The 17,992-nt window shown below is 66.8% G+C and carries 17 protein-coding genes; 4 read left to right on the top strand and 13 right to left on the bottom strand.

Features of this window, described 5'->3' with window-relative positions; genetic code table 11:
- Nucleotides 1–11 precede the first annotated feature (11 nt).
- Nucleotides 12–692, top strand: a complete 681-nt coding sequence (locus tag MNAB215_RS10625; protein ID WP_077078833.1) for a class I SAM-dependent methyltransferase — start codon at nucleotides 12–14, stop codon at nucleotides 690–692.
- A 31-nt stretch (nucleotides 693–723) separates the two neighbouring features.
- On the opposite strand, the gene egtE is transcribed toward MNAB215_RS10625, so the two are convergent.
- The 10 genes from egtE to MNAB215_RS10575 all read right to left on the bottom strand — a co-directional run bounded on the left by egtE (nucleotide 724) and on the right by MNAB215_RS10575 (nucleotide 10,168).
- Complete coding sequence (gene egtE, locus MNAB215_RS10620) at nucleotides 724–1,866, bottom strand: ergothioneine biosynthesis PLP-dependent enzyme EgtE (RefSeq protein ID WP_077078832.1); 1,143 nt, start codon at nucleotides 1,864–1,866, stop codon at nucleotides 724–726.
- Nucleotides 1,863–2,828 (bottom strand): L-histidine N(alpha)-methyltransferase, encoded by a 966-nt coding sequence (gene egtD, locus MNAB215_RS10615; protein WP_077078831.1) that lies wholly within the window; start codon nucleotides 2,826–2,828, stop codon nucleotides 1,863–1,865. Before egtD ends, egtE begins: the two co-directional genes overlap by 4 nt.
- 14 nt (nucleotides 2,829–2,842) lie before the next feature.
- Nucleotides 2,843–3,526: an ergothioneine biosynthesis protein EgtC gene (gene egtC, locus MNAB215_RS10610; RefSeq protein ID WP_077078830.1), complete on the bottom strand. Its 684-nt coding sequence runs from the start codon at nucleotides 3,524–3,526 to the stop codon at nucleotides 2,843–2,845.
- Nucleotides 3,526–4,836 carry an ergothioneine biosynthesis protein EgtB gene (gene egtB, locus MNAB215_RS10605; protein WP_077078829.1) on the bottom strand — a complete coding sequence of 437 codons (1,311 nt, stop codon included), beginning with the start codon at nucleotides 4,834–4,836 and terminating at the stop codon, nucleotides 3,526–3,528. The genes egtC and egtB overlap by 1 nt, the downstream gene beginning before the upstream one ends.
- A complete protein-coding gene (egtA, locus tag MNAB215_RS10600) occupies nucleotides 4,833–6,122 on the bottom strand; it encodes an ergothioneine biosynthesis glutamate--cysteine ligase EgtA (RefSeq protein ID WP_077078828.1) in 1,290 nt (429 codons plus the stop codon). The genes egtB and egtA overlap by 4 nt, the downstream gene beginning before the upstream one ends.
- 171 nt (nucleotides 6,123–6,293) lie before the next feature.
- Entirely contained in the window at nucleotides 6,294–6,941 is a 648-nt protein-coding gene (locus tag MNAB215_RS10595; protein ID WP_077078827.1) for a sensor domain-containing protein, read from the bottom strand.
- Between the two features lie 20 nt (nucleotides 6,942–6,961).
- Nucleotides 6,962–7,393: an organic hydroperoxide resistance protein gene (locus MNAB215_RS10590; RefSeq protein WP_077078826.1), complete on the bottom strand. Its 432-nt coding sequence runs from the start codon at nucleotides 7,391–7,393 to the stop codon at nucleotides 6,962–6,964.
- Nucleotides 7,394–7,443: 50 nt separating this feature from the next.
- On the bottom strand, nucleotides 7,444–8,892 hold the full coding sequence (locus MNAB215_RS10585) for a catalase (RefSeq protein ID WP_077078825.1): 1,449 nt from the start codon (nucleotides 8,890–8,892) through the stop codon (nucleotides 7,444–7,446).
- A 133-nt stretch (nucleotides 8,893–9,025) separates the two neighbouring features.
- Nucleotides 9,026–9,556 (bottom strand): hypothetical protein, encoded by a 531-nt coding sequence (locus MNAB215_RS10580; protein ID WP_077078824.1) that lies wholly within the window; start codon nucleotides 9,554–9,556, stop codon nucleotides 9,026–9,028.
- Between the two features lie 228 nt (nucleotides 9,557–9,784).
- Nucleotides 9,785–10,168, bottom strand: coding sequence for a hypothetical protein (locus MNAB215_RS10575; RefSeq protein ID WP_077078823.1), 384 nt, complete (start codon nucleotides 10,166–10,168; stop codon nucleotides 9,785–9,787).
- A 430-nt stretch (nucleotides 10,169–10,598) separates the two neighbouring features.
- Between MNAB215_RS10575 and MNAB215_RS30505 the strand changes: the two genes are divergently transcribed.
- The 3 genes from MNAB215_RS30505 (at nucleotide 10,599) to MNAB215_RS10565 (ending at nucleotide 14,258) form a co-directional block, all read left to right on the top strand.
- Nucleotides 10,599–10,721, top strand: coding sequence for a hypothetical protein (locus MNAB215_RS30505; RefSeq protein WP_281253309.1), 123 nt, complete (start codon nucleotides 10,599–10,601; stop codon nucleotides 10,719–10,721).
- A 1-nt stretch (nucleotide 10,722) separates the two neighbouring features.
- Nucleotides 10,723–11,850 carry a polyprenyl synthetase family protein gene (locus tag MNAB215_RS10570; protein ID WP_077078822.1) on the top strand — a complete coding sequence of 376 codons (1,128 nt, stop codon included), beginning with the start codon at nucleotides 10,723–10,725 and terminating at the stop codon, nucleotides 11,848–11,850.
- Between the two features lie 149 nt (nucleotides 11,851–11,999).
- On the top strand, nucleotides 12,000–14,258 hold the full coding sequence (locus MNAB215_RS10565) for an MMPL family transporter (protein WP_077078821.1): 2,259 nt from the start codon (nucleotides 12,000–12,002) through the stop codon (nucleotides 14,256–14,258).
- 162 nt (nucleotides 14,259–14,420) lie between these two features.
- On the opposite strand, the gene MNAB215_RS10560 is transcribed toward MNAB215_RS10565, so the two are convergent.
- Genes MNAB215_RS10560 through MNAB215_RS10550 form a run of 3 tightly spaced genes read right to left on the bottom strand, consistent with a single transcriptional unit; the run spans nucleotide 14,421 to nucleotide 17,880 of the window.
- Entirely contained in the window at nucleotides 14,421–15,572 is a 1,152-nt protein-coding gene (locus MNAB215_RS10560) for a DUF4185 domain-containing protein (protein ID WP_077078820.1), read from the bottom strand.
- Nucleotides 15,573–15,579: 7 nt separating this feature from the next.
- Nucleotides 15,580–16,614 carry an aspartate-semialdehyde dehydrogenase gene (locus tag MNAB215_RS10555; protein ID WP_077078819.1) on the bottom strand — a complete coding sequence of 345 codons (1,035 nt, stop codon included), beginning with the start codon at nucleotides 16,612–16,614 and terminating at the stop codon, nucleotides 15,580–15,582.
- A complete protein-coding gene (locus MNAB215_RS10550; RefSeq protein ID WP_077078818.1) occupies nucleotides 16,615–17,880 on the bottom strand; it encodes an aspartate kinase in 1,266 nt (421 codons plus the stop codon). It lies immediately after the preceding gene.
- Nucleotides 17,881–17,992 lie beyond the last annotated feature (112 nt).

The raw sequence follows: 17,992 nt of genomic DNA, 5'->3' as shown, positions 1-17,992 counted from the left end.
ACGTTGGAACCATGTCATCTGAAGTCATGGACTGGGACGAAGCTTACCGCGAGCAGGGCGAATTCGAAGGTCCGCCGCCGTGGAATATCGGTGAGCCGCAACCGGAGTTGGCCGCGTTGATCGCGGCAGGCAAGTTCCGCAGCGACGTGCTGGACGCGGGGTGCGGTGTCGCAGAGCTGTCGTTGACGCTGGCCGCGCAGGGCTACACGGTGGTCGGCATCGACCTCACCCCGACCGCCGTCGCCGCGGCGACCAAGGCCGCCGCCGAACGCGGCCTGACGACGGCCAGCTTCGCGCAGGCCGATATCACCTCGCTCACCGGCTACGACGGACGGTTCAACACGGTGGCCGACAGCACGCTGTTCCACTCGATACCGGTCGAGGGCCGCGACGGCTATTTGAGCTCGATCCACCGTGCGGCGGCCCCGGGCGCCAGCTATTTCGTGCTGGTGTTCGCCAAGGGTGCCTTCCCCGAGGAGTGGCAGCAGCGGCCCAATCAGGTCGCAGAGGACGAATTGCGCACCGCGGTGAGCAAATACTGGGAGATCGACGAGATTCGGCCCGCCTACATCCACGCGAACATTCCCGCGGAAAGTCAGCAAGGAGAGAACCCGATGCCGCCGCACGACCGCGACGACAAGGGCCGGATGAAGCTGCCCGCGTTCCTGTTGACGGCGCACAAGGCCGACTGACGAATCGAGCGAGCCTGTAGACGGTGCCTGCTTAGGCCACCGCGGCCGTCGCGGCGATCAGCGCCTCGGCGAAACTCTCCAGGTCGGCGGTGGTGGTGTCGGCGTGCGGCGAGATGCGCAGCCTCGGCGCGGAGAGCTCCAGCGGCGCCCGTGGCACCCCCACATAGGTCGTCAGAATCCGCCGTTCGGCCAGCAGCCAGGCCCGCACCGCCTGCGGGTCCGCATCATCGAGTGACGCCAGGGTGGTGATCGCGCTGGGTTCTTCGGCCTCTTCGACCACCGCCCATCCCGGCACGTCGGCCAGCAACGAACGACTGATGCTGCCCAGCTCGGCCAGCCGTGCCCGCACCGCATCCGGCCCCAATGCCAGATGTTCACCCAACGCCACCGAAAAGCCCACGCGCGCAGCGATATTGGCCTCACCGAATTCAAGTTGCTGGGCGACCGTCGACTGCGGGGCCCAGTCGGGTGGGGCCAGCCGGGGCGACAACCGCTCCATCAGATCGGGGCGCACCGCAAGGACGCCCACCCCGCGCGGCCCGGCGATCCATTTGCGCGAGGTGGAATAGGTGACGTCGGCGCCCGCCGCGCAGTCCACCTGTCCCAAAGCCTGGGCGGCGTCGACCACCAACGGCAGTCCCAACTCGGAACAGAGCCGGGCGATCATCGCCACCGGTTGCACGACACCGGTGTGGCTGGCGACCGCCGTGAGGTGGACGAAGTCGGGCGGGTCGGTCTGCAGCGCCAGCGCCGCATCGTCGAGGGCAACCCGGCCGTCGTCAAGGGTCGGCAGCAACTGGCGGTCGAATCCGTGGGCCAGCAGCATGGCCAGGTTGGGGCCGTACTCGCCGGGTAGGCAGGCCACCGTCTTGTGCTCGGCCGGCCAGCCGCCGAGGAGTAGATCCAGGGCGTTCAGCGCACCGGTGGTGAACACGACCTCGGCGTCGGGCATGCCCGCCAGCGCGGCGAAGCCGGCCCGGCCGGCGTCGAGCGCGGGTGCGGCGGCCTCGGCCGCGACATACCCGCCGACCTCAGCCTCGTATCGGGCATGTTGGGCGGCGGCGGCGATCACCGACAAGCTCTGGCGCGAACATGCCGCACTGTCCAGATGCAACCCAGCGACCGGCGGGCGCGCCTCCCGCCACCGGTCAGCGAGTGAATCGCTGTCGGTCACTTGAGCGCCAACGACAGCCCAAAATCGCCGGCGCTGTCCGTCCACCACTGCTCACGGCGCAGTCCTGCGTCGGCCAGTTCGGCGTTCACCCCGTCCGGGCGGAACTTGCAGGACACCTCGGTGAGCATTTCCTCGCCGGCGGCAAAGTCGACGGTCAGCTCGAGCGCGTTGATCCGCACCCGCTGAGCCTTCTGGGACCGCAGCCACATCTCGATGCGTTCCTCGTCGCTGTTCCAACGGGCCACGTGTTGGTAGGCATCGACGTCGAAATCGGCGTCGAGTTCACGGTTGATCACTGCGAGCACATTGCGATTGAAGCGGGCCGTCACGCCGGCGGCATCGTCGTAGGCGCGCACCAGCCGGCCAGTGTCCTTGACCAGGTCGGTGCCCAGCAGCAGGCTGTCCCCCGGCTGCATCACCGCGGACAGGGCCGCCAGGAACTCGGCGCGAGGACCGGGTGTGAGGTTGCCGATCGTCGAGCCGAGGAAGACGAACAGACGCCGGCCGCCGCTCGGGATCTGGGCCAAATGCTCCTCGAAATCGCCGCAGACGGCCTTGATCTCGACATCGGGGTACTCGCCCTGGATCGCGTTCGCGGTCGACTGCAGCATGCTCGCGTCGACATCGAAAGGCACGAACCCGCGCAGCGATCCGCGGTCGCGCAGCGCGTTCAGCAGCTGGCGGGTCTTCTCCGATGTCCCGGCCCCCAGCTCGACGAGGGTGTCGGCCTGGCTGGCCGATGCGACGTCGGCCGACCGCGCCCGCAGGATCTCGGCTTCGGCGCGGGTGGGATAGTACTCCGGCAACCGGGTGATCTGGTCGAACAGATCACTACCCACGGAATCGTAGAACCACTTGGGCGGCAACGACTTCGGGGCCGACTGCAGGCCGTCGAACACATCGCGGCGCAACGCCCGGTGGGCGGAGTCGGCGGCGAGGTGGTTAGACAGCGTCAGCGTCATGAAGTTCCTTTCGGTCAGTCGAGCGCGGTGAGCGTGACATCGGTTGCGGTGACTTCGACGAGGTGACGATCCGGTATGTCCTCCCATGCGGAGTCGTCGTCATAGGGCTCGCTTGCCAGGACCACGCCGTCGTCGCGGCGCAGGATCGACAGGGTGTCGCCCCACGTTGTGGCGAGCATGCGAGAGCCGTCGGCAACCAAGATGTTCAGTCTCGCGTCTCCATCGAGTGCACCGATCTGCGCGATGGTTTCACCCACTGCATCCGGCCCGAGCGCGAAAATGGTGGCCGCCAGTACCGCACTGTCGCAGACGGATTCGGCCGTCGACGTCAATGGCAGCACGGTTCGATCAACAATTCCGTTGTGCGACAACAACCATTGGCCGTCGGTAAAGGGCGCCGTGGCGCTGACGTCGATCGGCATGCCGGCGGTCGCCGAACGCACCGCCGCCACCACACAGTGGCTGCGTAGCGCCGGCGCGACCGATTCGAACGACGTGTCGCCCCAGATCGGCGCCGAGCTCCGCCAGCGACGGGGCACCCCTTCGTCGAAAAATCCCGCGCCCCAACCGTCGGCGTTCATCAGGCCGTGCTTTTGCTGACGCGGGGCGTAGGACTGCACACGCAGGCCGAACGGTGGATCCAGGATCAGCGAAGACACGCTGGTCTGCGCGCCGAGCCAGCCGAGGTGACGGCACATCAGGCGGAGTCTTTAGCGTCGGGGACGTCCCAGGCCAGCCGGACGCCGGAGAAGATCTGGCGGCGGTACGGGTGATCCCAGTTGCGGAAACTGGGCCGCAGGATGGCCGATTCGACCGCCCACGACCCGCCTCGCAGGACCCGGTAGTCACCGTCGAAAAACGGCTCGGAGTAACGCTCGTAGATCATCGGGACGAACCCCGGCCACGGCCGCAGCGGCGAGCTGGTCCACTCCCACACGTCGCCGAGCATCTGTTCGACCCCGTAGGCCGAGGCGCCGGCGGGATACGCGCCGGCGGGTGCCGGACGCAGGGACGTGCCGCCCAGGTTGACGAGATCGTCCGACGGGTCCTGCGCGCCCCACGGGTAGCGGCGCCGGGTGTTGGTCGCCGGGTCCCAGGCACAGGCCTTCTCCCATTCGACTTCGGTGGGCAGCCGCGCACCGGCCCATGCCGCGTACGCCTCGGCCTCGAAATAGCTGATGTGCTGCACGGATTCGTCGGCGGGGATGTCTTCGATGTGGCCGAACCGGCTCCGGGTACGGGCGTCGGAGCTCCAGAACTGCGGTGCGGTCAGGCCCGCGCTCACCCGATGCTCCCAGCCGCGGGGTGACCACCAGCGCGACTCGGTGTAGCCGCCGTCGTCGATGAAATGCTGCCATTCGCCGTTGGTGACCGGGACCCGGCCGATCCCGAACGTGGGCACGTCGACGACGTGGGCGGGCCGCTCGTTGTCCAACGAATACGGTTCGGTGGCGGCGTCGACGCCCAGGACGAACGGACCGCCGGGCACCAGCACCGAGGTTCCGGCTATGCCCGCCCGGCCGGCGGGCAGCTCGCCGGGATCGCGCAGCAGCGCCGCGCCGGTGCGCAGGTTCAACGCCTGCAGCATGGTTTCGTCGTGCTGGTTCTCGTGGCTGACCACCATGCCGTACACGAAGGCCGCGCGGTCACCGGCCGGGCTGTCGGGCAGCGCATCCAGCGCATCCAGTGCAGCGGAACGCACCGTGCGGCAATATGAGCGGGCTTCGTCCGGGGACAGCAACGGCAGATCGACGCGACTGGCGCGCGAGTGCACGAACGCGTCGTACAGGCCATCGATCGAGGGCGGCAACATACCCGGCCGGGCCGGGTCTCCGCGGCGCAGCAGCCACAGCTCTTCCTGTTGGCCGATGTGCGCCAGGTCCCATACGAGTGGGCTCATCAAGGGGTGGTACTGGCGGCGCAGCTCGGCATCGTCGAAATCGACCAGCCGCAGCGTGCGCGAACGCGCCCGGTCCAGATCGCCGGCGAGTTTTTCCCTGGAAGTCACAGGCCCCCTTGCGCCAACTGCGACACCGTTGCCGCGATGCCGTGGTCGACCACCTGATCGGCGAACTCGTCACCCGGACATCGGCCCTGCGCCACGTTGTCGAGCAACCGCTGCATGGCGTCGGTCAGTTCCGCCGGCGTCCGCTCCGCCGCGATGGCAACGCAGCGGTTGGCGGCCGCAAGCAACCGCCGATCGCGCAGCCCGAGCCGGGCCGCGGTGTCCCAGGCGGTGGCCACCGGTTCGACGACCTCGGCGGCGCGATCGGCGGCCACCGGGTCGTCAAGCAGGGTCACCAGGGTGAACGCCACTGCGGACCACAGGTCGTCCGGCACGCTGTCGAGGTAGCGAATTTCCAGCCACCGCCTGGGGCGTACCGGCGGGAACAGTGTGGTCAGGTGATAGTCCAGGTCGGCGACGGTGGGACGGCGCCCGCCGAGCAACTCCCGGCCTTCCACCCAGTCGGTGAAGGGCACCCAATGGGTGACCGGCACGGCCTCCGGGTTGTTCACCAGCATCACCGGCGCCTTGAGCGCGTAGCGCGCCCAGTCGGTGCCCGGCTCGTCGCCGCTGGCGCCCAGGATCGGTCCGCAGCGTGCCGAGTCCATCGCGCCCCACACCCGCTGCCGCGTCGAGACCCAGCCGGTGAATTCGCCGCCCAACAAAGGAGAGTTGGCCGCGATCGCGATCATCGTCGGCCCGAGGGCATGGGCCAGCCGTACCCGCGCCGCCCACCCGGACTGCGGGCCCGCGTCCACGTTGCCCTGACCCGCGGCGGTCGACGTCATCACCCCCGCGCCCGCCTCACCGGAGTGGCTGGCCGCGAAGAACCGCTCCATGGCACGGTAACGGGCGCCCGGGTTGACCCGCTTAGGTGACCGCAGCGGATCGGCGCCCAGAAAGACCAGTCCCAGCCCGACGTCCGCGAACGCTTTACGCAACACCGCCTGGTCACGGTTCATCGCGTCGATGGCCGCGACCACGCCGTCCCGGGGCGGACCGGACAATTCGACGGCGCCGCCGGGCTCGACGGTGACCGCGCTGCCGCATGGCAGTGGGGGTAGCAACTCAATGACGTCGGTGATCTCAGTCCAGCTCGGCCTGCGGCGCGGGTCGAGCGGGTCGAAGCAATGCGCCTCAACCTCCAGACCGACGCGACCCAGCGGGCCATCAACCAAGCAACCGTCGGCGATGTATTGCGCAGCCGCCGAGGAATCAGCCATTTCGGCTTCGAGAAGGCGGGCGGCATCCGGCTGTGAGGTCGCGGCAGTGATAGCGGCCAGCGTCATATCACGATCCCTCCGGGCCCGACCAAAGCCTGAACGGTGCAGGACGGGCGCCATGTTGGGCAGCTACCGGAACGATAACCGCCATCAGTTCATCATGCAGATGGCACCGACATATTCCCGTTCCCGCAGGTCCTCCCGATCTGGCTGTCACGAATACCCACATCCGCCGCGCTACTGCCCCAGTGCGTTCTGCATTGCCCCGGCCAGCACGTTGACCGCGGGTCCGGCATTGCCAGACTGGCAAACCTTGGCCTGTAGCAACACGTTTTCACGCAGCCGGGTTTGATTGAAGCAACGACGATCGGTGCCCGCTTCCTGCTTGGTCCAGTTCTCGTCAGTACCCGTCGCCGGCCCCCCGGCAAACGACCACACCTGGGTAGACCCGTTCTCCAGGTGCATCGCGGTGGTCTGACCCGAGCACCCCGCGGTTCGGTCGACCACCCGGTGGAAGGCCCGGGCCGCGGCGTCGGGGGTGGCAAACACCCCGATGGCCTGCTTGACCAAGTGGGTCTGATCGCTGGCCGAGGTCTGGCTGACGGCTCCGTTGAACGACGCCAGGTCGGGGTCGTTGTACACCTCCGGCAGCCCGATGTCCGCCCAGTTGTTGCAGTCGGCGAGGTCGACGAAAAATCCCTGAAAGGGTTCGGTGAACACTGATTCCCAGCCCATCGGTCCACCGACGATGTTGCCGACCGACCCCTTGCCGAGGACCGCGTAGGACACCACCCCGGGATCCGACGGATGGGCGGCGGCGACCGGCATCGCCGATGCGGTCCCGACGGCCATACCGACCGTCACCGCCGCGACGGAGATTCGCATCGCTGGATTCAACTGCCCGGCTAGACCTTGACCGAGATGTCCACGTCGATGTTGCCCCGGGTGGCTTTCGAATACGGGCACACCTCGTGAGCGGCTTCCACCAGATCGCTCGCGTCGCTCTGGTCGAGACCGGGCAGGTAGCCGACGATCTTGGCGGTGATCCCGAACCCGCCGTCGGAGGAGTCTTGTCCGATCCCGATCTGGACGGTCACGGTGGTGGCGTCATCGAGCTTGACCTTCGCTTTGCCGGCGACCAGGCGCAGCGCGCTGAGGAAGCAGCCGGCGTACCCCGCGGAGAACAGCTGCTCAGGGTTGGTGCCTTCGCCACTGCCACCCAGCGCCTTTGGCGGCCGGGTGTCGAGGTCGATGCGGCCGTCGTCCGACTTCACGTGGCCGTCGCGCCCGCCCCCGGTTGCTGTGGATTCCGCGGTGTAAACGACTTCAATGGTCATGAGTCTCGATCATGCCAGGGCGTTGCGCGGCGGCGAAGATCGAATTTCTACTACCCCAGCTTCGATCGCACACCTTCTTCGACCTTTTTGCCGAGGTCGGGGTCGACGTTGCTCCAGTATTCGAATACCCGTGACAGCACCGGCTCTTTGACACCCTTCGACACGTGACCAATGATGTTGTGCGCCAACCTATCCCGCGCTTCGTCGTCGAGGACCTCGCGGACCAGGGTACCGGCCTGGCCCCAGTCGTCATCGTCGGCGCGCAAGGTGTACGCGGCGCGGACCATCTGCCCGTCGGCCACCCACCCCACCTCGGCCGCGCGCGCAGGGTCGGCGTGCGGGCCGCCGTAGGAGTTCGGCGCATAGACGGGATCGGAGGCGTTCTTCATCCGCATCGCCCCGTCCTTGGAGTAACTGTTCACCTCCACGTGCGGCGTATTGACCGGGATCTGCCGGTAGTTGGCGCCCAGCCGCGCGCGGTGCGCATCCGAGTAGGAAAATCCGCGGGCCAGCAGCATCTTGTCCGGGCTCAGCCCGGTGCCGGGCACCGTGTTGTTCGGCTCGAAGGCGGCCTGCTCGATCTCGGTGTGGTAGTCGGTGACGTTGCGGTCCAGGGTCATCTTGCCGACATCGATCAGCGGGTAGTCGCCGTGCGGCCACACCTTGGTCAGGTCGAACGGGTTGAACCGATAGGTCTTGGCTTCCTCGAACGGCATGATCTGCATCTTCAGCGTCCAGCTCGGGTGATCCCCACGCTCGATCGCCTCGTACAGGTCACGCTGGTGGTAATCGCCATCCTCACCGGCCAGCCGGTCGGCGTCTTCCTGGGTCAGGTAGTCGATGCCCTGATCGCTGATGAAGTGATACTTCACCCAGAAGATCTCACCGGCCGCGTTGATCCAGCTGTAGGTGTGGCTGCTGTAGCCGTTCATGTGACGCCAGTTCTTGGGGATGCCGCGGTCCCCCATCAGCCAGGTCACCTGATGCGCGGATTCGGGAACCAGGCTCCAGAAGTCCCACTGCATGTTGTGGTCGCGCAAATTCGTTGCGGCCATGCGCTTTTGGGACCGGATGAAGTGCTGGAACTTCATCGGGTCTCGCATGAAGAAGACTGGCGTGTTATTGCCGACCATGTCGAAGTTGCCCTCCGACGTGTAGAACCTGAGCGCGAAGCCGCGCGGGTCGCGCCAGGTGTCTGGGCTGCCGCGTTCGCCGGCCACGGTGGAGAACCTGGCCAGCATCTCGGTCTTGGTGCCCGGCTGGAACACCGCGGCCCGGGTGTACTTGCTGACGTCGTTGGTCACTTCGAAGTGGCCGAAGGCGCCCCCACCTTTTGCGTGCGGCTGGCGCTCCGGGATCCGTTCCCGGTTGAACTGCGCCATCTGCTCGATGAGGTAGTGATCCTGCAGCAGGATCGGACCGTCGGGACCGATCGTCAGTGACCGTTCGTCGCTGGGCGCGGCGATACCGGCGTCGTTCGTGGTGAAGCGCTCTGTCATGTGGCCGTCTCCTCGTTAACTGGGCTGATCTCACGTACTCCGAAGGCCGTGTGTCGAATACCCAAACCGGCTAGCCCGAACCGCTCGATCAGAACCGGTGTCAACGGGTTTGAGGAGCAGTCGCTAGCTCCGGCTAGGGCCGCGGACCCGGGCTCGGACTTGAGCTCGGCGGCGTCGAAGCGGGGCCCCCGCCACCGAACGGGCCCGCAACCGGCCCACCCGGACCACCCGGGCCGAACGCCGGTGGGAAGCCCGGACCGGGGCCACCGGGGAACGGAGGGGCAAACCCGGGGCCAGGTCCGAACACCCACGGAGGCGGACCGCCGGGACCACCCGGGCCGCCGGGACCGCCGTACTGCCACGGGCCGGGACCGCCGGGACCACCCGGACCGCCGGGCCCCATCATGCCGGGGTGGTGGTGATGGCAGTGGTGGTAATGCCCGAAGACGATTGCTCCGGAGAAGAACACGACCGACAGGATGAAGACGATGCCCGCGACGATGACCACCCACGCCGCGGCCACATACAGTTTGGGCGGCTTGACGGGCTCCGGCGGCAGCGGTGCTGGCGGCGGCCCCACCCGCGGTGGCGGTGTCGGTGGTGGCGGCGGCGGAGCGGCGGCAGCGGAAGTCGGCTGGGTTGAGGATTCAGGGGTTTCACTCATGCCTTGAATACTGCCCCCGTCGGCAACCATGTAACAGGCCCGGGAAAACAAAGTTGCTGTGAATTAACCCAATTGGGTTCCAAGTGCGGCTTGTCGCGAAATGACTGGTAGCCCGGCGCTCGGGGGGTGAGCGCCGGGCTACTTTCTTGTCGAGTTAGTGGCCCCCCGGGGTCCTCCTATTGCCCCGTGAGCATCTGAACTGTTGGTTGTCCTACACCGGCCCTGCGGCTAGTGCGAGGGAGCGACCGACGACGGGATCTGGCTGGGTCCGGGAGCGGGAGCCGACGCGGGTCCACCCTGCGGAGCGCCCTGTTGGACGGGCGGCGGGCCCCATTGGCCGCCGGGACCACCCGGGCCACCCATCGGGTGATGGTGCGCGAACGCCGCGTGGTGCTTGTGGTGGTGGTGATGACCGCCGCCATGATGCCCGAGCGCCATTCCGGCGAAGAAGATGATGGAGACGATGAACACGATGCCGGCGACGATGGCAACCCAGGCCGCGGCTAAGAAGACCTTGGGGGTCTTGTGGACGTATGGTGCGGGCTCAGCGGCCGGCACCGGGGCGGTGGCGGTCGAGGACCGCACAGTTGGGGTTTCAGATGTTTCACTCATGAGACACATGATGCGGGGGTAAACAGTAGTTGCCGCTATGCGTTGGTTAAGTGCCAGCTATGAGCTAAAACCCATTCCTAGCTGGCAAAACCAGTTCGCCGGTCGCTATCCGGCTGGAACGGGTTGACCGCCAATTACCTGCGTTGACGCAGGCAAGCTGTGGTCGGCTTCGCTGCGGCTGCTCTGCGGACGACTTGCAGTGTCCCAAACGACCGCAGACTCGGGCGTCCCCGGTGACAAGGGGGCCGGTTGGGCGCCGCAGCCGCTGCTATTCCTTCAAGGTCGATCGCGAGGACTGAGGCCTGGGTAGGTCGTGCCTGAAATTCGTGGCTATCTCCACCCATCCGTTACTGGACTGGCGCCGAATAACGGGCGGCAACGTCGAGCATGACGGCATCGCGCCGTCTGTAACCCCGAGGAGTCAAGGTCCATGAACGTTCAGAACGAGACAGTGAAGGCGACCGGTCGTGCGGCGACCGCGACGGTGGCTCCGCCCGTGGGCACCGCAGCGAGCGCCGCGGCGGATCCGGCGGCCAACCTCACCACGTTCTGAGATGACTGCCTTGTCATCGCCGGCCGGTACGCATTCGCCGCAGCTAACGGCAGGCTCCCAGTCGGGCACTGTCGGCGACGATGCTTGGCGATCCAACGTGCGGCGTGCCGTGCTGGACGAGGTGGCGGACTTCGTCGGAACGCGCTGCTCCGTTGAGCTCAACGGGGCAGGTCTCGACGCCGCCGGCAACACACTGGTGGAGTTTGTCTCCGGCGGCAAATGTTTACGGTCTGCCTTCATGTACGTGGGCTGGTTGTGTGGCGCTGAGCCGAGCAACGCGGCCCTGCGGGCCGCGGCCAGTTTGGAATTGCTGCACGCCTTCGCGCTCCTACAAGACGACGTGATGGACCAGTCGTCGAAGCGGCGGGGTCGCCCAGCGGCCCATGTCCAGCTGACCCAGTCGTACCGCGAACGCGGGTTGTCCGGCTCGGCCGAGCGTTTCGGCGAATCAGCGGCCATCCTGCTGGGTGATCTCTGCCTGATTTGGGCCGAGCAGATGTTGCGCGAGAGCGGGGTCGAAGGCCGCCGTCTGCAGCAACTATGGCCGCGCTACGACGCCATGCGCATCGAACTGGCGGTGGGCCAATTCGCCGACCTGGCAAGCGATGTCCGCGACCTGCCGCCGCTGGACGCGGTACTGGACGTGGCGCGGCGCAAGTCGGGCAATTACACGGTGCGCCGGCCGTTGGAAATCGGCGCTGCGATGGCTGGCTGCGACGATCGCGCGGTATCTCAGCTGGGACGCTACGGTGCCGCTGTCGGGGAAGCCTTCCAGCTTCGCGACGACATGCTAGGAGTCTTCGGCTCGTCGGCCAACACGGGCAAACCCAGTGGCGGGGATCTGCTCGAACGCAAGGCGACCAGTGTTGTGGTGATGGCCTACCAGATGGCGGACGCGCCGACCCGCCGTCAGCTTGTCGAACTGATGAACAGCGAAGACCTCGACGACGACATGCTTGACCGCTTCAGGACGTTGATCGTCGCCACAGGTGCTGCGCAGAGCATCGAGGACATGATTGACCACCGTGTCGAATACGCACGAAATAGTCTGGACGACAAGGTGATTGACGATTCTTCTCGCGCTGCGCTAGGCAACATGGCGGCCGCCTGCGTGGAGCGCTCCGCGTGAGATCGAGGAGCTGATGCGGACCACCCGAGCACGTGGTGGTGATCCGCGCTGGATCAGCGGGTGTGTCGGCGGCACTGCATCTGCCCGGCCGTGGCCGCACATTCACGGGGTTTCACCACTAGCCGCAGATCACCACAGAGGACGGTCACATGCTAACGAGACTGGCCCGCATCGCCATCGCCGCGCCGCGACGGGTCATCGCGGTCGCAATCCTCGTCATGGTCGGCACGGCCATCTTCGGCATCCCCGCCGCGAATAGTCTGTCTGGCGGCGGGCTTGTCGATCGGACTTCCGAATCCGCCCACGCGGCAGCAGTCCTCGCCGAAAAGCTCAATCGGGGAGACATGGAGATCGTGCTGCTGGTGAGTTCGGAGGGCGGTGCCGAAGACGGCCCCGCACGGGCCGTCGGCACCGACATCGTGCGACAGCTTGCCCAATCACCGTTCGTGGCGCAGGTGGCGTCGCCGTGGGACACGCCGCAAGCGGCCCCGGGCATGCTCAGCGTCGACGGGAAGTCGGCGATGATTCTCGCCACGCTCAATGGCGATGAAAACAGCGCACCCAAGCATGCCCAATCACTGGCGGACCGCCTCGCGCGTGACCACGACGGGGTCACGGTGCGAGCGGGCGGGACTGCGATGGTCTATTCACAAGTCAACCATCAGACCGAAAAAGACTTGCTACGAATGGAACTCATCGCGGTACCGGTGAGTTTCCTTGCGCTGGTGTGGGTTTTCGGCGGGCTGCTGGCAGCGGCACTGCCGATGGCCGTGGGCGGATTCGCGATCCTGGGTGCACTCGCGGTAATGCGCGCGCTCGCGTTGGTCACCGACGTGTCAATCTTCGCGTTGAACGTCACGGTCGCGCTGGGGCTGGCCTTGGCCATCGACTACACACTGCTGATCGTCAGTCGGTACCGCGAAGAACTGGCCGTAGGGGTGGACCGCGACGAAGCTCTCGTGCGTACCCTGACGACTGCAGGGCGCACCGTGCTGTTTTCGGCGATGACGGTGGCCCTCGCGCTGGCCGCGATGGTGTTTTTCCCGATGTACTTCCTGAAGTCCTTCGCGTATGCGGGCGTTGCAGTGGTGGCGTTTTCCGCCTTGGCGGCTGTGGTGGTGGCGCCGACCGTGATTGTGTTGCTGGGTGACCGGCTCGACGCGCTGAACGTCTGGCAACTAGGTCGGCAACTGTTCCGGCGCCCCGAACCACCACAGCGGCCCGTTGAACGGAGCTTCTGGTACCGAACCGCCAAACTGGTCACGCGGCACGCGATCCGCGTCGGCCTGGCGATCATCGCTCTGTTGCTGGCGCTGGGCGCTCCGTTCCTCGGTATCAGGTGGGGCTATCCCGACGACCGAGTACTGCCCACGTCATCGTCGGCACGGGTCGTCGGCGATCGAATCCGCGACGGCTTCAACGCGAACGCTGAAACCAGGGTGACGATCGTCCTTCCCGAAACCGCCGGCCTGACGCAGCCGGACCTCGACAGGTATGCCGCGCAGCTATCCCGGGTGACCGACGTATCAGCGGTGTCCTCGCCGACCGGAACCTTCGTCGCCGGTGCGCCCAAAGGGCCGCCATCCGCTCCTGCCGCATTGGCCAATGGCAGCGCTTACCTGACCGTCGAAAGCACTGCGCCGCTGTATACGCAAGCATCCGAGAACCAGTTGGCTCGCCTGCACGCAATTGCGCTGCCGGGCCATCAGGCGGTGCTGATGACTGGCATCGCGCAGATGAATCGAGACTGTGTCAACGGGATTACGTCGCGGTTGCCCTCGGTGTTTGGTTTCATAGCCGTCGTCACGCTGGTGCTACTTTTCCTATTTACGGGCAGTGTGGTGCTGCCGATCAAGGCAGTTCTACTCAATATGCTTTCGCTGACAGCGGCGTTCGGCGCTCTGGTCTGGATCTTCCAAGACGGGCATCTGGGTGCGCTGGGCACCACACCAACCGGAACGTTGGTCGCGAACATCCCCGTGCTGATGTTTTGCATCGCATTCGGATTGTCGATGGACTATGAGGTCTTCCTGCTCTCACGCATCCGCGAATACTGGCTGGACTCGCCCCAAACACACGCCGACAACGACGAAAGCATCGCGCTAGGCCTTGCGCGCACAGGCCGGGTAATCACTGCCGCAGCGCTGTTGATGTCGATCTCGTTCGCCGCTCTCATCTCCGCCGAGGTGTCGTTCATGCGTATGTTCGGGGTGGGGCTGACCATTGCGGTGTTGGCCGACGCGACGTTGGTGCGGGTGCTGTTGGTGCCTGCGTTCATGCACGTGTTCGGCGGCCTGAACTGGTGGGCGCCAAAGCCTTTGGCACGATTGCGCAATCGGACCTCCATTAGCGAATCGGGGCCCGCCAGGACGACCCCACCGGGCGACGCCGTCACCGCAGCGCGCTGACTCAAGCAGCGCCGGCGTCGGGCCTTCCGGGTGGTCGCGCCGAACGCCTCCCCGCCTGAATACGGCCACATACCAGCTGACGGTCAATTGACGCCGTGGGATGTCATGCGCTCGGATCTCGGGCGGACGTACTCGGACCGAAAGCCAAGATATAGCAACCGATCAGGGCTTGAACGGGTTGACCGCGAATTGGATCACCCGGTAGGGGGCGCTCACCCGCGCGCGAGTGTCCCACTGGCTCACGAAGATTCGCAGCTCGTCCAGGGTCGAGCCGGGTGAGATGTACCCGCCGTACGGCTGCGCCAGCCGATTGTCGTTCGGCGGCGGCAGGCTTTCGGCCGGATCGGGCCACTCGTCGTGTTGGACCACGGTGGTCACCGGCGCGCTGCCCAGCGATGTGGGGTCATCGGCCACCCGGACCTCCATGTTGCCGGTGCTGGCATTGAAATAGGACAGCACCGTCTTGCCCTCGACCTGCCGCACGCACATCTCCCCCACCTGGTCGGGCCAGAGCGGCGTCGGGGCCTTGTTCCAGCCGCCGCCCGGCCCGGCCGCCCAGCCCTGCCAGCGGGACCGGTCGGTAAAGGTCTGCGGCGTGGCGCGATACAGCACCACCGACTGGCTGCGGGTGAAGCTGTTGGCCACGATGTACACCCACCCGCTCGGGGAATCGGGCGCGGGGATCGGGTCGTAGTACCCACTGATCTGCGTCTGCGAGCCGCCTTGGAAGGCCGCGTCGCGTTTCGAGCCCGGAACCGTCTGCCAGCCGGCGTGCGCCGGTTCGGCCGTCACCAACCGGGAGTATTGCGGCTTGAGGTCGTTGGTCGTGGTCACCATCAAGTAGTTGCGCCGATTGATCTGCACCACCCCGGCGGGCAGCTGTGAGTCTCCCGGGGGCGCGGCGTCCGCCAGCAGTGGCTTGCTGACTCCGGTCACCCCGGTGTAGCGCACCCCGTCCGGGTCATCGACCGACGCCGTGTCGACGTGCAACGCGACCGGCGAGTACCAGCCGCCGAATCCGACGCCCTGGCCAGCGAAACTGTCGCCGCAGACTTGCAACAGCTCGGCGGGGAACTCGAGGAATTCGCAGAGGTCGGTGGCACCGACGCCGTAATCCTTTGTGGGAGTACCGGTTCCGGCTGTCGGACCGAGCCGCAGCACCTGCCCGGGAGCCAGGGGGCCCAGGATGGGCTGCGGGACAGGCGCGGGCGGATCGGCATGCACAATCCAAACCGATTGCGAGACAAGCAAATACGCTACCGACGCGGCGATCAGCGAGCGGCGTAGAACCGGGCGGGTGCGGGCGGAACTCACCCGCGGGTCACAGTTCGGCGGCCAGCAGCTCGGCGATCTGGATCGTGTTCAGCGCCGCTCCCTTGCGCAGGTTGTCGCCCGAGATGAACAGCGCCAGCCCCCGCCCGTCCGGTACACCCTCGTCGCGCCGGATCCGGCCGACCAGTGACTCGTCGACTCCGGCGGCGGCCAACGGCGTGGGCACATCGACCAGTTTCACGCCCGGCGCCCCGGCGAGCAGTTCGCGGGCCCGCTCCGGTGAGAGCGGCCGGGCGAACTCGGCGTTGATCGACAGCGAGTGCCCGGTGAACACCGGAACCCGCACGCAGGTCCCACTGACCAGCAGGTCGGGAATGCCGAGAATCTTGCGGCTCTCGGAACGCAGCTTCTGATCCTCGTCGGTCTCCCCGGATCCGTCGTCCACCAGCGATCCGGCCAGCGGCAGCACATTGAACGCGATCGGCGCGACGTAGGCCTTGGGCGCCGGGAACTGCAGCGCACTGCCGTCATGCACCAGTTTTTCGACGTCGTCGATGACGGCACGCGCCTGGGTCGCCAACTCCTCCACGCCGGCCAGCCCGGTGCCGGACACCGCCTGGTAGCTCGACACCACCAGGCGCAGGAGTTGGGCTTCGTCGTGCAGCGGCTTGAGCACCGGCATCGCGGCCATCGTGGTGCAGTTCGGGTTGGCGATGATGCCCTTGGGTCGGTGGGCAGCGTCGCGGGAGAAGTTGACCTCCGAGACCACCAGCGGCACGTCGGGGTCTTTGCGCCACGCCGACGAGTTGTCGATCACCGTGACTCCGGCCGCCGCGAATCGCGGCGCCTGCACCAGCGACATCGTCTTGCCCGCGGAGAACACCGCGATGTCCAGGCCGGTGGGGTCAGCGGTCGCGGCGTCCTCCACCTCGATCTCCTGCCCACGGAACGGCAGTTTGCGGCCCTGCGAGCGAGCGGACGCGAAGAACCGGACGCTGGTCGCCGGGAAGTCGCGCTCGTCGAGCAGCCTGCGCATGACCTGACCGACCTGGCCGGTGGCCCCTACAACACCGATGGCAACCATTTATCGACCCGTCCCCGCATACACCGTGGCCTCCTCCTCGCCGCCGAGCCCGAACGCCTCGTGCAACGCCACGACGGCCTTGTCTAGTTCGGTGTCGCGGCACAGCACCGAGATGCGGATCTCGGAGGTGGAGATCAGCTCGATGTTGACGCCGACGTTGGCGAGCGCCTCGCAGAAGGTCGCCGTGACTCCGGGATGGCTGCGCATGCCCGCTCCGATCAGCGACACCTTGCCGATGTGGTCGTCGTAGAGCAGCTGGGTGAAGCCGATCTCGTCTTTGAGGGAGTCCAGCTTGGCGACCGCGGTGGGCCCGCTGTCGCGCGAGCAGGTGAAGGTGATGTCGGTCTTGCCGTCCTCGATCTTGGAGACGTTCTGCAGCACCATGTCGATGTTGACGTCGGCCTCGGCGATGGCCCGGAAGACCCGCGCCGCGTACCCGGGGATGTCCGGGATCCCGACGACGGTCACCTTTGCCTCGCTGCGGTCGTGCGCGACTCCGGTCAGAAGGGGGCTTTCCATGGGTGTGTCCTTGATCGATCCGACGACGATGGTGCCTAGTTTGTCCGAGTACGACGACCTGACGTGCACCGGCAGGTCGTAGCGGCGGGCGTACTCCACGCAGCGCAGCATCAGCACCTTGGCGCCGCAGGCGGCCAGCTCGAGCATCTCCTCGAACGTCACGGTGTCGAGCTTGCGGGCGTTGTGCACGATCCGCGGGTCGGCGCTGAAGATGCCGTCCACATCGGTGTAGATCTCGCAGACGTCCGCGTGCAGGGCGGCGGCCAGCGCGACCGCCGTGGTGTCCGAGCCGCCGCGGCCCAGCGTGGTGACGTCCCTGCTGTCCTGGCTGACCCCCTGGAAGCCGGCGACCAGCACGATGTCTCCCTGCTCGAGCGCGGACTGCAACCGGGTCGGCGTGACGTCGATGATCTTCGCGTTGCCGTGGGTGCCGGTGGTGATCACGCCGGCCTGCGAGCCGGTGAACGAGCGGGCGCGGGCGCCAAGAGATTCGACCGCCATGGCCACGAGGGCATTGGAGATCCGCTCGCCGGCGGTCAAGAGCATGTCCAGCTCACGGGCCGGGGGCACCGGGCACACCTGCTGAGCCAGGTCCAGCAGGTCGTCGGTGGTGTCACCCATCGCCGAGACCACCACCACGACGTCGTTGCCCTGCTTTTTGGTCTCCACGATGCGTTCGGCGACGCGACGGATGCGGTCGGCGTCGGCCACCGACGATCCGCCGTATTTCTGCACGACAAGCGCCACTGTCGCTCTTTCGGTCCGGAGGGAATTGGTCCATCACAGAATACGTGTGACGTCTTCCCTTGATTTGCCGCCCGCCTCGGCTTGCGGGCAGCTTACCGGCGCATTAGCTCGC

This window comes from Mycobacterium numidiamassiliense (assembly GCF_900157365.1).
In the GTDB taxonomy this organism is placed as follows: domain Bacteria; phylum Actinomycetota; class Actinomycetes; order Mycobacteriales; family Mycobacteriaceae; genus Mycobacterium; species Mycobacterium numidiamassiliense.
Note: the sequence above shows the minus strand (reverse complement) of the source record. Positions and strands in the feature narration are given on the sequence as shown.

What these genes read in the sequence shown, in the direction of transcription:
- MNAB215_RS10570 (WP_077078822.1), top strand. Translation starts at nt 10,723, where the DNA reads ATGACTGCCTTGTCATCGCCGGCCGGTACGCATTCGCCGCAGCTAACG.
- egtC (WP_077078830.1), bottom strand. Translation starts at nt 3,526, where the DNA reads ATGTGCCGTCACCTCGGCTGGCTCGGCGCGCAGACCAGCGTGTCTTCG.
- MNAB215_RS10595 (WP_077078827.1), bottom strand. Translation starts at nt 6,941, where the DNA reads ATGCGAATCTCCGTCGCGGCGGTGACGGTCGGTATGGCCGTCGGGACC.
- MNAB215_RS10565 (WP_077078821.1), top strand. Translation starts at nt 12,000, where the DNA reads ATGCTAACGAGACTGGCCCGCATCGCCATCGCCGCGCCGCGACGGGTC.
- MNAB215_RS10590 (WP_077078826.1), bottom strand. Translation starts at nt 7,393, where the DNA reads ATGACCATTGAAGTCGTTTACACCGCGGAATCCACAGCAACCGGGGGC.
- egtD (WP_077078831.1), bottom strand. Translation starts at nt 2,828, where the DNA reads ATGACGCTGACGCTGTCTAACCACCTCGCCGCCGACTCCGCCCACCGG.
- MNAB215_RS10580 (WP_077078824.1), bottom strand. Translation starts at nt 9,556, where the DNA reads ATGAGTGAAACCCCTGAATCCTCAACCCAGCCGACTTCCGCTGCCGCC.
- MNAB215_RS10555 (WP_077078819.1), bottom strand. Translation starts at nt 16,614, where the DNA reads ATGGTTGCCATCGGTGTTGTAGGGGCCACCGGCCAGGTCGGTCAGGTC.
- MNAB215_RS10585 (WP_077078825.1), bottom strand. Translation starts at nt 8,892, where the DNA reads ATGACAGAGCGCTTCACCACGAACGACGCCGGTATCGCCGCGCCCAGC.
- MNAB215_RS10575 (WP_077078823.1), bottom strand. Translation starts at nt 10,168, where the DNA reads ATGAGTGAAACATCTGAAACCCCAACTGTGCGGTCCTCGACCGCCACC.
- egtA (WP_077078828.1), bottom strand. Translation starts at nt 6,122, where the DNA reads ATGACGCTGGCCGCTATCACTGCCGCGACCTCACAGCCGGATGCCGCC.
- MNAB215_RS10625 (WP_077078833.1), top strand. Translation starts at nt 12, where the DNA reads ATGTCATCTGAAGTCATGGACTGGGACGAAGCTTACCGCGAGCAGGGC.
- MNAB215_RS30505 (WP_281253309.1), top strand. Translation starts at nt 10,599, where the DNA reads ATGAACGTTCAGAACGAGACAGTGAAGGCGACCGGTCGTGCGGCGACC.